We start from the raw sequence: 13185 nt of genomic DNA, 5'->3' as shown, positions 1-13185 counted from the left end.
CAAACAGCTGGAGCCTCATATGGGGTGACAGCGTACCTTTTGTATAATGGGTCAGCGAGTTTCTGTTTGCAGCAAGCTTAAGCCGGTAGGTGTAGGCGCAGCGAAAGCGAGTCTGAATAGGGCATTAGTTGCTGGCAGAAGACCCGAAACCAAGTGATCTAGCCATGGCCAGGTTGAAGGTGCGGTAACACGCACTGGAGGACCGAACCCACGTCTGTTGAAAAAGACGGGGATGAGCTGTGGCTAGGGGTGAAAGGCCAATCAAACTTGGAAATAGCTGGTTCTCCGCGAAATCTATTGAGGTAGAACGTCAAGTATTACCTTGGGGGGTAGAGCACTGAATGGGCTCGGGGGTCCCAAAGACCTACCAAACCTAATCAAACTCCGAATACCCAAGAGTATGAGCTTGGCAGACAGACAGTGGGTGCTAAGGTCCATTGTCGAGAGGGAAACAGCCCAGACCACCAGCTAAGGCCCCCAAATGATAACTAAGTGGGAAAGGATGTGGGGATTCCAAAACAACCAGGAGGTTGGCTTAGAAGCAGCCATCCTTTAAAGAAAGCGTAATAGCTCACTGGTCTAAATAAGAAACCCTGCGCCGAAGATGTAACGGGGCTAAAGTTATCTGCCGAAGCTGTGGGTGCATAATTTATTATGCGCGGTAGCGGAGCGTTCTGTAAGTCTGTGAAGAAGACGGGGTGACCCTCTTTGGAGATATCAGAAGTGCGAATGCTGACATGAGTAGCGACAAACAGTGCGAGAAACACTGTCGCCGAAAGTCCAAGGGTTCCTGCGCCAGGTTAATCCACGCAGGGTTAGTCGGCCCCTAAGGCGAGGGCGAAAGCCGTAGTCGATGGAAATCAGGTTAATATTCCTGAACCTGCTAGAAGTGACGAATACAATATGTTGTCAGATCTTATCGGATTGATCTGGCTTTTGGAGTATTCCAGGAAATAGCTCTAGCATATAGACCGTACCCGAAACCGACACAGGTGGACTGGTAGAGAATACCAAGGCGCTTGAGAGAACGATGCTGAAGGAACTAGGCAAATTACTTGCGTAACTTCGGGATAAGCAAGACCGGGTCGTGGGCAACCATGATCAGGTGGCACAGAGCAGGGGGTAGCGACTGTTTAGTAAAAACACAGGGCTCTGCAAAGTCGAAAGACGACGTATAGGGTCTGACGCCTGCCCGGTGCCGGAAGGTTAAGAGGAGGTGTGCAAGCACTGAATTGAAGCCCCGGTAAACGGCGGCCGTAACTATAACGGTCCTAAGGTAGCGAAATTCCTTGTCGGGTAAGTTCCGACCTGCACGAATGGCGTAACGACTTCCCCGCTGTCTCCAGCATCGGCTCAGCGAAATTGAATTCCCCGTGAAGATGCGGGGTATCCGCGGTCAGACGGAAAGACCCTATGAACCTTTACTGCAACTTTGTAGTGGCATCAGGAAAACGCTGTGTAGGATAGGTGGGAGGCTTTGAAGCAAAGGCGCCAGTCTTTGTGGAGCCATCCTTGAAATACCACCCTGAGTTTTTTTGATGTCTAACCATATCCAGTAAGCCTGGATTGGGACCCTGCATGGTGGGCAGTTTGACTGGGGCGGTCGCCTCCCAAAAAGTAACGGAGGCGCGCGATGGTGGGCTCAAGCCGGTCGGACATCGGCTGTTGAGTGCAATGGCATAAGCCCGCCTGACTGCGAGAGTGACAGCTCGAGCAGAGACGAAAGTCGGCCATAGTGATCCGGTGGTTCCACGTGGAAGGGCCATCGCTCAACGGATAAAAGGTACTCTAGGGATAACAGGCTGATCTCCCCCAAGAGTCCACATCGACGGGGAGGTTTGGCACCTCGATGTCGGCTCATCACATCCTGGGGCTGGAGCAGGTCCCAAGGGTTCGGCTGTTCGCCGATTAAAGTGGTACGTGAGCTGGGTTTAGAACGTCGTGAGACAGTTCGGTCCCTATCTGCCGTGGATGTCGAGACTTGAGAGGATTTGCCCCTAGTACGAGAGGACCGGGGTGAACATACCTCTGGTGTACCGGTTGTTGCGCCAGCAGCACCGCCGGGTAGCTAAGTATGGAAAGGATAACCGCTGAAAGCATCTAAGCGGGAAACCCCCCTCAAAACCAGGTCTCATTACGGGCCGTGATAGACCATCACGTTAATAGGTCAGGTGTGAAAGCATGGAAACATGTGCAGCTAACTGATACTAATCGCCCTTGCACTTACTCTACTAAACACACATACACTCATATCAGTCACTCTTATAAAACTATCCAATCAAATTAACCAACCATAAACTCACAATACCAATAAACAAAAGGGTATATTAGATGACCTGGTGGCAATGGCGGGGAGTGAACCACCCGATCCCATCCCGAACTCGGCCGTGAAAACCCCCAGCGCCCATGATACTATGTCTTAAGGCATGGGAAAGTAGGTCGCCGCCAGGTCTTCTAATATACCCATTTAAAAATTACACTATAATCCAACACGTTAATCACCATCAATTAACCAGCATCCACTCACGGATTATAAATATCAATCTTCATTAATAATTATTCCATTAATGATTAAAAAAATTAACCATCTGAATAAGCCTTCATTAACAATTTAGCGCAATTCAGATCTATAATATAACTGAGCTCACCATCTAAAAAATAACTCAGTTACCTATATGCCATTGGGAAAACTTATGAACCCAAATCACTCAGGCATATACACCCAATGCGGGGTGGAGCAGCCCGGTAGCTCGTCAGGCTCATAACCTGAAGGTCAGAGGTTCAAATCCTCTCCCCGCTCCCATTATAAAAATAGGGCGGAAGAGAGATAGTTAAGTTAAATTAACTCTGTAGTGAAATACCTTCAACAGGCCAGTTACCGATAATACCTGTCACACCACTATAAATCTGTTTTGCAGCATTAAATAACGATATTACATCAAGCGGTGTAAAGCTTTCAATAGCTAGACCAATGCCTTGTCCAAGAGTGGAAAGTGCACTTGTCAAGCTAGTGCTACTTTTAATAAAATATTCAAGGGCTTTTCCAGCAATATACCCCACTCCAGAGCCTATACTTGCGTATATGCCGCTTCCTGAAACGTTTTTGATTTCGTGTGTAGATAATTCACGCATTGTTGCATTCCTAAAAAATTAATCTAAAAAAGCAACTAGCAAAATAATTTTATAAAATCAATATGGTATCGTTACTAAATTTGTAATGATATTTTGTTGTCATTATGGCACGAGTAAATTGTATATTTTTCATCATAAAAAACATAATATGATGTTATTAAAGTTTCATAACAGCTATAATTCTTTTATAATATTACAATCGTTATGATTTAAGAGTGCATATCTTAAAGAAGATTAAAAATTAAGGTATATTGAGTTAATCATGATAATATTGTTTTGACACGCTAAGCATCTTATATTTGGATTATTAAAGAGAGTATATCGATAGGTGTTTTATAAATTAATATTTGTAGGGATTGCCATTTTAATGTTAGGTGGATGTAATCCCGAGATGGGGCGATTGCCATTTGAAAGTGATGTTGGATGTTTGCGCAAAGAACTTTCATCACCTGATCAACCTTCTTTTCAAATGGCTGCGAATTTTTGTCAGAAAACAGATCATGGCGTGCCTTTACCTTTGAATCTTAAAAATGCAATTGATTTACAAATGCGAGCTGAGCAAGCAAATATTGCATATACTCAGTGAGAGTGATCGAAATTGTACGCTTTGCTAGGACGGTGACTATTGTATTTTATTAATATGTTTTAATATTTTTAGTAGCTATATTTTTTAGTTTGCGGGCTATTTTGAATGATAAATAAGGCAAATTGGCAAAGAGCAAATATCATTTATTTTTATATATTTATATTAACTATTTGAAACATTTATATGTTTTAAATATGTTGATTTTGGCAATTAAATTACAAAAGGATCTTGTAAGGATCGAATTTTAAATATAAAGTTCGTTAATATTTAATACGTTTTGTTAACGTAATTTGTGTATATCTTGAATAATGATGAGGCAGCAAATTATTGATGAATCAATATCCCTCAATCTTAAGTTATTGTGTAAGACGAGATAGAAAAATTACTTTAGAAATCAAATATATGGTGCCGACACTCGGAATTGAACCGAGGACCTACTGATTACGAATCAGTTGCTCTTCCATCTGAGCTATGTCGGCATAACCTTGCTGTTTATATAGGAGCTAAGCATATACTTCAAGAGTTAAAGTATTTTTTATGTGTTTTATAATGGAAGAATAAGATACTATTACTATAACTTTGAACCTATCAAATTTTAAAATACTAATTTAATTCAGTATGGCTTAGATTAATATATTTCGTAATTTGCAGAGGAACCCTGGTGTCTGAGAGCAACAAGACAAATAATACAATATGGTTAGTTCATGATGTTATTGAATGTCCTTCTTGTGGACTTGTTCAACAATATCCAGAAATACGGCATGGCGAGTTAACAGCTTGTCATCGATGTGGACGGGAATTGTTTCGTCACCCTGTTACAAAGGAATGGTCTGTTTCATTTGCTTTTGCAATATCATCGTTAATTTTATATTTAATGATGATTTCCTTTCCTTTGCTGTCTATTAATATTTATGGACGAACCAATACATTGGGGGTCTTTAACGGAACAATAGAATTTATTCACCAGGGATGGGGTTCAGTTGGGTTATTGGTAGGGGCTGCGATTGTAGTGTTTCCTATCATTACAATCTCATTGATGATAGCAATTTTGTCATATGCATTAAGAAAAGAATTGCCCAATTTTTTCCCTAAATTGTTGCATATTTATAAGGTAATCAGACCATGGTCGATGGTAGAAGTTTATATTTTAGGGATTTTTGTTGCTTATACTAAATTGATTAGCATGGCACACGTAGAATTAGATTATTCACTGTACGCGGTCATTTTACTTATGATAAGTATGAGTGTTACTGATGCATGCGTTGATTTTGCTGCTTTATGGGCACGTTGCCCTATAAAATCTGTAACTATGACAGATCAAGAAAGGGAATTGCAGATCAAGAAATATCAATCCGCGCAATTTCCTGATAATGATCATGTTATTTCGTGTGAGTGTTGCCAACTGGTATTTGTGACTGAACAACCAGTTGGATACGAAGATTCTGTTGCAACATGTCCAAGATGCGGGACGATGCTTCATAAACGTAAAGTAAATAGTATTAATCGCTCACTGGCATTGTTGGTTGCGGCCTTTATTTTCTATATTCCTGCTAATTTATATCCGATCATGAGTATGACAATGATGGGTAAAGAAAGCAGTCATCGTATTTTTGGGGGTGTTGTAGAGCTGTGGCAAAGTCACATGGTGCCTTTGGCATTATTGGTATTCGTTGCAAGTATTGCCGTACCAGTTTTAAAAATATCAGGGATTGCTATGATGATTGGTGCCAGCTTAATGCGATCAAAACGATGGTTAATCGCGCGCTCTAAGGCTTTTCAAGTTATAAGCTTTATTGGGCGATGGTCTATGATTGATGTATTTATGATCTCAATTCTCATTGCTCTGATTAAGTTTGAAGCACTTGCAAATGTGCAGGCTAATGCGGGGATTGTCATGTTTGCTGCGGTTGTTGTTTTGACAATTTTTGCTGCGGATGTATTTGATCCACGGTTAATGTGGGATCATGCAGGGATGAATGAAGGTGTAAAACCGCAATCGAATCAAGAGTTAAAATAGATAGTGATCATTATCGAATATGTTGTAAAAAATAAGTAAATAAATATGTCTGAAAAAAATACGTATCAAGCGCCACTGGCCACATCTCGTAAAGTAAGATTTTCCCTAGTATGGGTGATTCCGATTTTAGTGGCAATTTTGGCGGTATATCTAGGATGGAAAGCTATTTATAATGCTGGGCCCACCATTACTGTAACCTTTGAAACAGCCGATGGAATAGTTAGTGAACAAACACAAGTAAAAAATAAATCTGTTGTGTTGGGTACTGTCAAAAGCGTTTCATTAAGCAAAGATATGCGTCACGTTGATGTACAAATTGCGATGACCCGAAGGGCTGCACCATTTATTACCAGTAATGCCAAATTTTGGGTTGTGCGTCCTCGCTTTAATGGTGCAAATATCTCAGGTTTGGAAACATTGATTAGTGGGGCTTATATTGCGTTTGATCCCGGTCACTATCAAACGGGTAAACGACAACGTCAATTCAAAGGCTTAGAATCTCCTCCGGGAATTCGATCCGATCAGCCAGGGACAACCTATACTTTGGCAACAGAGAGCCTAGGATCTTTGGGAGAAGGGGCTCCTATTTTTTACCGTGATACCATAGCAGGGGAAGTATTAGATTATCAGATGCCTCCTGGTGGTGTTGGACCCATTCTTTTACATATTTTTCTAAAGAAGCCTTATGATACTTATTTACGTTCTAATAGTTCTTTTTGGAATGTCTCTGGGGTGAAAATTGGTTTTGGACCTTCTGGTGTGAATGTCGAATTGCAATCTATTCAGGCGTTAATGTCTGGTGGGGTTACTTTTGATGTTTTGGATCGTTCGACGATGCACAAACAAGAAGATCCTAATAAAGTCTCTGTGCCTGCTAATACGCAGTTTAAGTTATATAGTGACAAAGATGCTGCAGAAAATGCTCGTTACCAAGATAATGTTCACTTGGTGACGTATGTGACATCTTCGGTGAAGGGACTTGCAAAAGGCAGTCGTGTAACATTGTTTGGCTTACAAATTGGGACAGTACAAGATGTATCATTACAAATTGATCCCAAGGCAAATAAAACACGGGCAAAAATTACAATGGATATCCAGCCCGAACGTGTATTTTCTTTTCGCAGGAAATATAATGCGGAAAGTCTAGCACTCATTACCAAATCCTTAATTGCTAATGGATTACGTGCATCAGTAAGTAGTGATAATTTCTTGTTGGGTAATTCATTAATTGCTTTAAATTTCGTAAAAGTTGATAAATCTGTAATGCCCGCTATGGAAGATAATATGTTGGTTATCCCCAGCCAGGCTGGTGGTATGGATGGTATTATGGCTTCAATGTCAACGGTTGCATCAAAGATTGCGGCGATGCCTTTAGATCAAATGGGCGAAAATCTTAATAATTTGTTGGCACATACTGATAAGCAACTTAATGGTCCTGATGTTACAAAGACATTACATGCAATGCGCGCATCTATGCAAAATTTAAGTGACTTAAGCAATAAGTTAAATAAAGGTACTACACCACTGTTAAAACAATTGCCCGAGATGAGTCGACAACTTGACCAAACATTAAAAAATGCAAATGGATTGTTGGCAAGTTATGGCGGAGATACAGATTTCAACAGAAATCTACAAGGAATGATTGTACAGTTAAGTGATACAGCACGGTCCTTGCGCTTCTTAAGTGATTTTATTACGCAGCATCCTTCAGCTTTTATTACAGGACGTAAACGATAATGACCAAGTTATATTTGAGTAAACAGCCCTCTCGTCGTCAATTGTTACAACTGGCGATGGGTGTCGCAGGGATGGGGGTAATGGGAACAGTATTGACGGCATGCAGTAATGCTGGACCTACATATTATACGTTGACCTCAATACCGGGAAAAGTGTATTTGCAAAGTCCTACTGTTATTGAAGTGCGTAGCCCTTCACTAGCTGGTTTCTTAGATAAAGATCGTATTGTTTCTGAAATTAGTAATAATCAACTTACAATATCAGCAGCTGCTGCTTGGGGTGAAAATTTGGCCACGATGATGGGGCGAGTTATCATGCTTGATTTAGCTCAACGTTTGCCAAATTCTCGTGTGTTCCTACAAAACCAAGCAACTCAAACAACACCACAGGCTTATGTTGAAATAGATGTTTCCAGGTTTAATCAGGATGTGGCTGGTAAAGCAGTCGTCACTGCAGATTTAGTGATCCGTGCGCGCGAGGACAGATCTGCTAGATTCAGTCGTTTGTTAACGCTTGAAAAAGAACCTGCTAATAGTAGTATACAGGCACTTGTTGTTGCCTTGAGTCAAATTTTGGGGGAAATTGCCGATATAGCTGCGGCTAATTTGACAAATCTACCAATACTCTCTTCTGCATTAAGTAAATAGTCATTTTATTAAGGAGGTCTTAGGCTTCCTTTTTTTTGGATATTTAAAAGGAAAGTAGAATTTCTGTAGATAAATATCTTAAACCGTTGGAAGATCTCGTTGTTTTATATGTTAAAAGGTACAGCGACTAAAAGTTATACGAGATCTAATCCTATTTATAATATGAGACATATTATTCATATGGCTAAAGAAGGATGTTTTTGATTACAGATGGGCCATTGAAAAAGATTTTATTTATAAATTATAACTTATAACTTATTACAAATAACAATTTCTTGTTTTATGTAACAAGCCATATTTATAAGCGAAGTTAAGCAATTCTGATCAAAAGTTATTTTAAAATCTATTTAACAAGCGTTCATTATTCATGAGGTCTATAATTTGGGTCAAATACTAAAACAGATTTAATTACTTTTCCTGTTTTAGAATCTTCGAAAGCTTGCTCGATATTTTTGGGATCGTAAAATTGAATCAGCTGACCGAATGGGAATTTGTTTTGTTGCCATAGCTGTATAATTTTAAGAATGAAAAGTTGAGGGACAGCATCACCTTCCACAACCACAACCCCTCTGATGGTCAAACTACGAAGGACAACATCTTTTGTTAAGCTGATTCGGATATCCTTTGTTCCTAACGCGACTGTTATCATTTTTCTATAGTTTTTTAAGCATCTGATTGCATTTAATTCAACTGAATCAATACCCGTTGTTTCAAAACTGTAATCAGCCCCACCATTGGTAGTCTCTTTTATGGCTTCGATTGGATTTTCTTTAGTGCTATTTACAATATGTGTTGCACCTAGTTGTTTCGCCAAATCCAAGCGTGTATCATGAATATCTACTGCAATAATTTGACGATATCCTTGTAGGTTAGCAGCCATTAACGCATTTAGACCAACAGCATCGGTGCCGAAAACAACTAAGCTGGTTCCGAATTCTGGTTTCATAACGTCAAAGATAGAACCAGCACCTATCATAAATCCGCAGCCTAATGGACCAGCATAGCGTAAATCAATATCTGATGGTATTTTTACCAAGCTGCTTTCGTGGGCAACGCTATAATATGCAAATAACAATTATCTGAAAAATTGAGCAATATTTTCATTTTTTTCAGATTGTAAATATTTACCATAATGATTAGTACCCGCGTTATTTGGTTCTGGAAAATGATTACAAGCACCATTTTTAGAAGAAAGGCAGGGATTACAATAACCTCATGATGCAAATCCCATAACCAGTTGGTCGTCAACTTTAAAGTTTGTGACCGCAGAACCACTTTTTCTACAATCCTAGCACCTTCATGTCCTAAAACGATAAGCTTGGGTGGTACTGGTTCGCTTAAAGCGACAAAGTCGGTATGACATATTCCAGAAGCGATCAAAATAGAACTTCGTCTGCTGTTGGGTCACTTCAATTCACCTGTTCAAAGCTAAAACCATTTTCGTCTTGACTTACAATAGCCTCTATTTTTATAAGGAGTTGCCTTTAATAATGGCATAAAATACTGTTTAATTTAATAAAAATAATTTTACAATTGAGGATTATCTGCAAAAGGTAGAGATAATTCTTTTAGTCTTACGAGGTAAAAGAAATAATAGTGTCCATTTGGAATAATACTTGAAATTTCTTTAGTCACATCTTTTCCATTCATAATCCCAAATAATATACTATCGTCAACCTTTCTGAAGTGATCAAAAACAGGGCCGCAGTCATAAAATATTGTTGCTGAAACTTTTCTTCTAAATTTCACTTTCCATAAAGTGGCTTCACTATTCATCGATTTTTTATCAGAATATAAATGGCCATTTTTATCTTTACACAACAGGAAAATAACATCCATTTTATTTTTGTACCATTTCCCAAACCAATTCGTATCAATCAATTTTTGGGATGACCAATGTCCGATATTAAAATCATCCCCTTCTAAGAAGACAGAATTTCATCGACATGTACTACTGGCAACTTATCGTAAAAATCTAATAAAATTTTGTCGTCACTAAAATTCTTTTGTTGCTAGAATTTTTTAAATTGTTCTTTGAAGTTCATTATTATTTTCTATGGTAATATTGCATTATACGGGCTTTATTTCTGAAGCCCTATAATAAGATGATATCTTGGAGTGAGAGTAACGAATCTTTTAAATAAATCACTTATAAGTGCAATAATATTGCTGAAATAATAATAGTGTTTTGCTTATTAGAATAAATTTGTCACTAAACATAGCAGATCATGCTCAATGTGTATATTTTCAATTTATTCGTCAAATGAAAGGGGTGAATTTTGCTTACAGTAATCCAATCTTTAGATTCTTACATGACTTAACACATTGCTATTTAAGAGCAAAAAGGATTGCAACTTTTTCAAGTCACAAGCTGGATCTTTTCATTGCATTTTCAGTTAACATGGATGCTAAAGGATTAATTTAAAAAAAGCGTAATATTTAAATAATTCGATTATTTTAGTTTTGGCTATGTTTCCTACTCACGATAAGTTTTAATATTTTTGGGTTAATATAAAAAATATGTTACTAGGTAAAGATAAAAAAAGCGCTTAAGGTTTATCCTTTAAGCACTTTTAATAAATATAAAGTTTATAAACGTTATGTAATTATAATTTTTCGACTTGACTATACTCTAAATCAACAGGTGTTGAACGTCCAAAAATAGAAACACTGACCTTTAATCGACCTTTTTCTGTATCAACTTCTTCAATAACGCCGTTAAAAGATGTAAATGGTCCGTCAGCCACCTTAATTTGTTCACCAACTTCAAAATTAACAGAAGGACGTGGACTTTCCATACCCTCTTGGGCTTGCTTCATAATTTGCTCGGCCTCTGCATTTGAAATTGGAGAGGGGCGCATTCTGTTGCCTAAAAATCCTGTGACTTTCGGTGTATCTTTGATCAAATGCCAAGCATCATCGGTCATTTCCATTTTGACAAGGACATAACCTGGAAAGAATTTACGTTCTGTATGGATTTTTTGACCACGCTTAACTTCAACAACTTCCTCAGAAGGGACCAAGATCTCTTCGATTTGATCGCTTAGCCCTTTTTGTTCTGCCTGTTCTTTGATTTGTTGAACGATTTTTTTTTCAAATCCAGAATAGACGTGAATGACATACCATCTTTTTGCCATGACTGGCTTAACCTCCTAAGCCAAACAGAATTTGAATACCATAGCCAATGGCTTGGTCAACAATGAAGAAAAATGCAGACGCACCAGCAGCCATTGCAAGTACTGCGGCGGTTGTCATTAATGTGGTGCGACGTGTTGGCCAAGTAACTTTCTTGGCTTCATTGCGAACATCGCGCAGAAATTTCGTGGGATTGACCGGCACGAAACACCTTTCCTATTCAAAAAAGCCAGATATATTATAACATAATATAAAAGGACGGTTAAAAGGATATATGCAATGTTATTGCATTCAATAATCTATGTACAATTAATTGGCAGGGGTGGAGGGTCTCGAACCCGCAACCTCCGGTTTTGGAGACCGGCACTCTAGCCAATTGAGCTACACCCCTGCATTTTTATTTATTTTAAACAATAATGAAACCATTTGCAAGTTTCAGTGTTTAAAATCTTGATAGAGAGAAAAAGCAACGGATTGAGTAGAAAGTCAAGAAAAAAAAATATAAAAAGCTTTTTTTATAGAAAAAATTAGAAAAGTAAAAAAAAGACTTGATCTGAAAATTAAATTTGCTAAAAGAGTGTTACAAATTAGATAACTCTTAACTTTACAGAGTGTCCTTAGATATAAGCGGGCGTAGCATAGTGGTAATGCAGTAGCCTTCCAAGCTTCTGAGGAGGGTTCGATTCCCTTCGCCCGCTCCAAAAATCCCCTTACAATTAAAACTATAAAATATGTATTAATCAATCTTTGCATTTTTATATTGATTCTGACATTATTTTTAATGTCTAGGTAATATATTAGCACTTAGTATAATGGCATATGATAAAGCCAAATATCATTTTGGTGCAGACTTGTTGTCCAAGGTAGAACAACAGTCAGAAGATTATTCTGTATTAGATCTGTTGTTTGATCTAAATGATAGCGTTCTAATGGACGAGGATTTTAATCAAGATGGTGTCGAATTCGCTGATGCTTATTATAACGACACCTCATTATTTTTCAAAAAATATGAACGTTATCTGCAAGATTATAATGGGTTAGATCTAGATTTTCTGGAAGGTGCTAAAGAGCATAGTTATTATTATGTGCAGTTTTCAGATCAAAATTATGAAAAAGTAAAAAAGTTGCTAGATCAACGTTATCAACATTTTTTAGAACTGGAAGCTAAAAATTGATGGGTCATATTTCAATGTCAGTATGGAATATACTTTAGCTTTTGTTTATATCTTGACATTTAAATGATACTTTCGCTTAGACAATTAAATCCACTTTATTGCTCTACTATAATTTAATAGAGAATTAGTCTCTAATCTTTTAACTATGTTTAAAAAGAGAAATGTTTAAATATCCTTCTCTCAAAGATGTTTTTAAAAATACAATCTTTTATGCTTTCTTATCCCTAATGATTTGGTCTGTCATTCAACAGAATCGTTTAGAGAGAACGAATGTTGATTTAAATATTTTACTAAGTGTAGAAAAATTTGGCATTTTAAATGAGATATCCATAAAGGTCTCGTTTAATACAGCAACCGCATATCAATTTATCTAATAGTCACATAATATTCTATGTTACTATACTGTTTGCATAAGGCAGGCGTGTACGAAGCGTTTCGTTCTGTTACTTAAAAATCAAGTTATAAAATAATTTATTATTTATTAAGAATCTATCATATTTTGGGCATCCTAGGGCTTTTCTTTTTGTCAAAAATCTTTTATTTAACACTCAAGTTAAAGTTACGGGTTTTATGGTTTTGTGATGGGATGTGTTTATTGGGTCGTACAGACTTGCAACAGTTCGGCATTAAACGATGAGCAAAGTGCTTTTTGATTTTTGTTTTTTATATGATTTGGTATAGAGTACATTCTTTACAAATATCTATAACCATAATTGTTGGTAAGGTAAAGAAAGCTATATAGCTTTGTTACACTAT

The 13185-nt window shown here is 37.8% G+C and carries 10 protein-coding genes, 4 tRNA genes, 2 rRNA genes and 1 pseudogene (1 of these 17 running past the window's edge); 9 read left to right on the top strand and 8 right to left on the bottom strand.

Annotated elements, in window-relative coordinates; all coding sequences use genetic code 11:
* From QJV27_RS06395 to QJV27_RS06385, 3 genes are all read left to right on the top strand, one after another.
* Nucleotides 1–2230, top strand: a 23S ribosomal RNA gene (locus QJV27_RS06395); it begins 508 nt to the left of the window's first position.
* Nucleotides 2231–2335: 105 nt separating this feature from the next.
* Nucleotides 2336–2451: ribosomal RNA gene (rrf, locus tag QJV27_RS06390) — 5S ribosomal RNA — on the top strand.
* Nucleotides 2452–2726: 275 nt separating this feature from the next.
* Nucleotides 2727–2803 (top strand) — tRNA-Met (locus QJV27_RS06385).
* A gap of 38 nt (nucleotides 2804–2841) precedes the next feature.
* On the opposite strand, the gene QJV27_RS06380 is transcribed toward QJV27_RS06385, so the two are convergent.
* On the bottom strand, nucleotides 2842–3132 hold the full coding sequence (locus QJV27_RS06380; protein ID WP_281448110.1) for a hypothetical protein: 291 nt from the start codon (nucleotides 3130–3132) through the stop codon (nucleotides 2842–2844).
* A gap of 328 nt (nucleotides 3133–3460) precedes the next feature.
* Between QJV27_RS06380 and QJV27_RS06375 the strand changes: the two genes are divergently transcribed.
* Entirely contained in the window at nucleotides 3461–3718 is a 258-nt protein-coding gene (locus QJV27_RS06375; protein WP_281448109.1) for a hypothetical protein, read from the top strand.
* A gap of 403 nt (nucleotides 3719–4121) precedes the next feature.
* Here the strand turns inward: QJV27_RS06375 and QJV27_RS06370 are convergent.
* Nucleotides 4122–4197, bottom strand: a tRNA-Thr gene (locus QJV27_RS06370).
* Nucleotides 4198–4379: 182 nt separating this feature from the next.
* On the opposite strand from QJV27_RS06370, the gene QJV27_RS06365 reads away from it, so the two are divergent.
* From QJV27_RS06365 to QJV27_RS06355, 3 genes are read left to right on the top strand one after another with little or no spacing between them, the layout of a single operon-like run.
* The gene (locus QJV27_RS06365) at nucleotides 4380–5735 is read left to right on the top strand and encodes a paraquat-inducible protein A (protein WP_281448108.1); all 1356 of its coding nucleotides are present in this window, start codon (nucleotides 4380–4382) and stop codon (nucleotides 5733–5735) included.
* Between the two features lie 45 nt (nucleotides 5736–5780).
* A complete protein-coding gene (locus QJV27_RS06360) occupies nucleotides 5781–7472 on the top strand; it encodes a PqiB family protein (RefSeq protein ID WP_281448107.1) in 1692 nt (563 codons plus the stop codon).
* Complete coding sequence (locus QJV27_RS06355; protein WP_281448106.1) at nucleotides 7472–8119, top strand: PqiC family protein; 648 nt, start codon at nucleotides 7472–7474, stop codon at nucleotides 8117–8119. The genes QJV27_RS06360 and QJV27_RS06355 overlap by 1 nt, the downstream gene beginning before the upstream one ends.
* Nucleotides 8120–8480: 361 nt before the next feature.
* On the opposite strand, the gene QJV27_RS06350 is transcribed toward QJV27_RS06355, so the two are convergent.
* The 6 genes and pseudogenes from QJV27_RS06350 to QJV27_RS06325 form a co-directional block, all read right to left on the bottom strand.
* Complete coding sequence (locus QJV27_RS06350) at nucleotides 8481–9155, bottom strand: zinc-binding dehydrogenase (protein WP_281448105.1); 675 nt, start codon at nucleotides 9153–9155, stop codon at nucleotides 8481–8483.
* Between the two features lie 491 nt (nucleotides 9156–9646).
* On the bottom strand, nucleotides 9647–9958 hold the full coding sequence (locus tag QJV27_RS06345; RefSeq protein ID WP_346771197.1) for a DUF4334 domain-containing protein: 312 nt from the start codon (nucleotides 9956–9958) through the stop codon (nucleotides 9647–9649).
* Nucleotides 9932–10030 (bottom strand): annotated as a pseudogene (locus QJV27_RS06340) (GXWXG domain-containing protein); the annotation flags it as partial. The pseudogene QJV27_RS06340 and the gene QJV27_RS06345, both read right to left, overlap by 27 nt.
* 695 nt (nucleotides 10031–10725) lie before the next feature.
* A complete protein-coding gene (nusG, locus tag QJV27_RS06335) occupies nucleotides 10726–11256 on the bottom strand; it encodes a transcription termination/antitermination protein NusG (protein WP_281448104.1) in 531 nt (176 codons plus the stop codon).
* Between the two features lie 7 nt (nucleotides 11257–11263).
* Nucleotides 11264–11458 carry a preprotein translocase subunit SecE gene (gene secE / locus QJV27_RS06330; RefSeq protein ID WP_281448103.1) on the bottom strand — a complete coding sequence of 65 codons (195 nt, stop codon included), beginning with the start codon at nucleotides 11456–11458 and terminating at the stop codon, nucleotides 11264–11266.
* 110 nt (nucleotides 11459–11568) lie between these two features.
* Nucleotides 11569–11645 (bottom strand) — tRNA-Trp (locus QJV27_RS06325).
* A gap of 236 nt (nucleotides 11646–11881) precedes the next feature.
* Here QJV27_RS06325 and QJV27_RS06320 point away from each other — a divergent pair.
* Nucleotides 11882–11955: transfer RNA gene (locus tag QJV27_RS06320), tRNA-Gly, on the top strand.
* A 111-nt stretch (nucleotides 11956–12066) separates the two neighbouring features.
* Nucleotides 12067–12429, top strand: a complete 363-nt coding sequence (locus tag QJV27_RS06315) for a DUF7832 domain-containing protein (RefSeq protein ID WP_281448102.1) — start codon at nucleotides 12067–12069, stop codon at nucleotides 12427–12429.
* Nucleotides 12430–13185: the final 756 nt, after the last annotated feature.

It is taken from the genome of Commensalibacter oyaizuii (assembly GCF_029953265.1).
Classification (GTDB): Bacteria; Pseudomonadota; Alphaproteobacteria; order Acetobacterales; family Acetobacteraceae; genus Commensalibacter; species Commensalibacter oyaizuii.
Note: the sequence above shows the minus strand (reverse complement) of the source record. Positions and strands in the feature narration are given on the sequence as shown.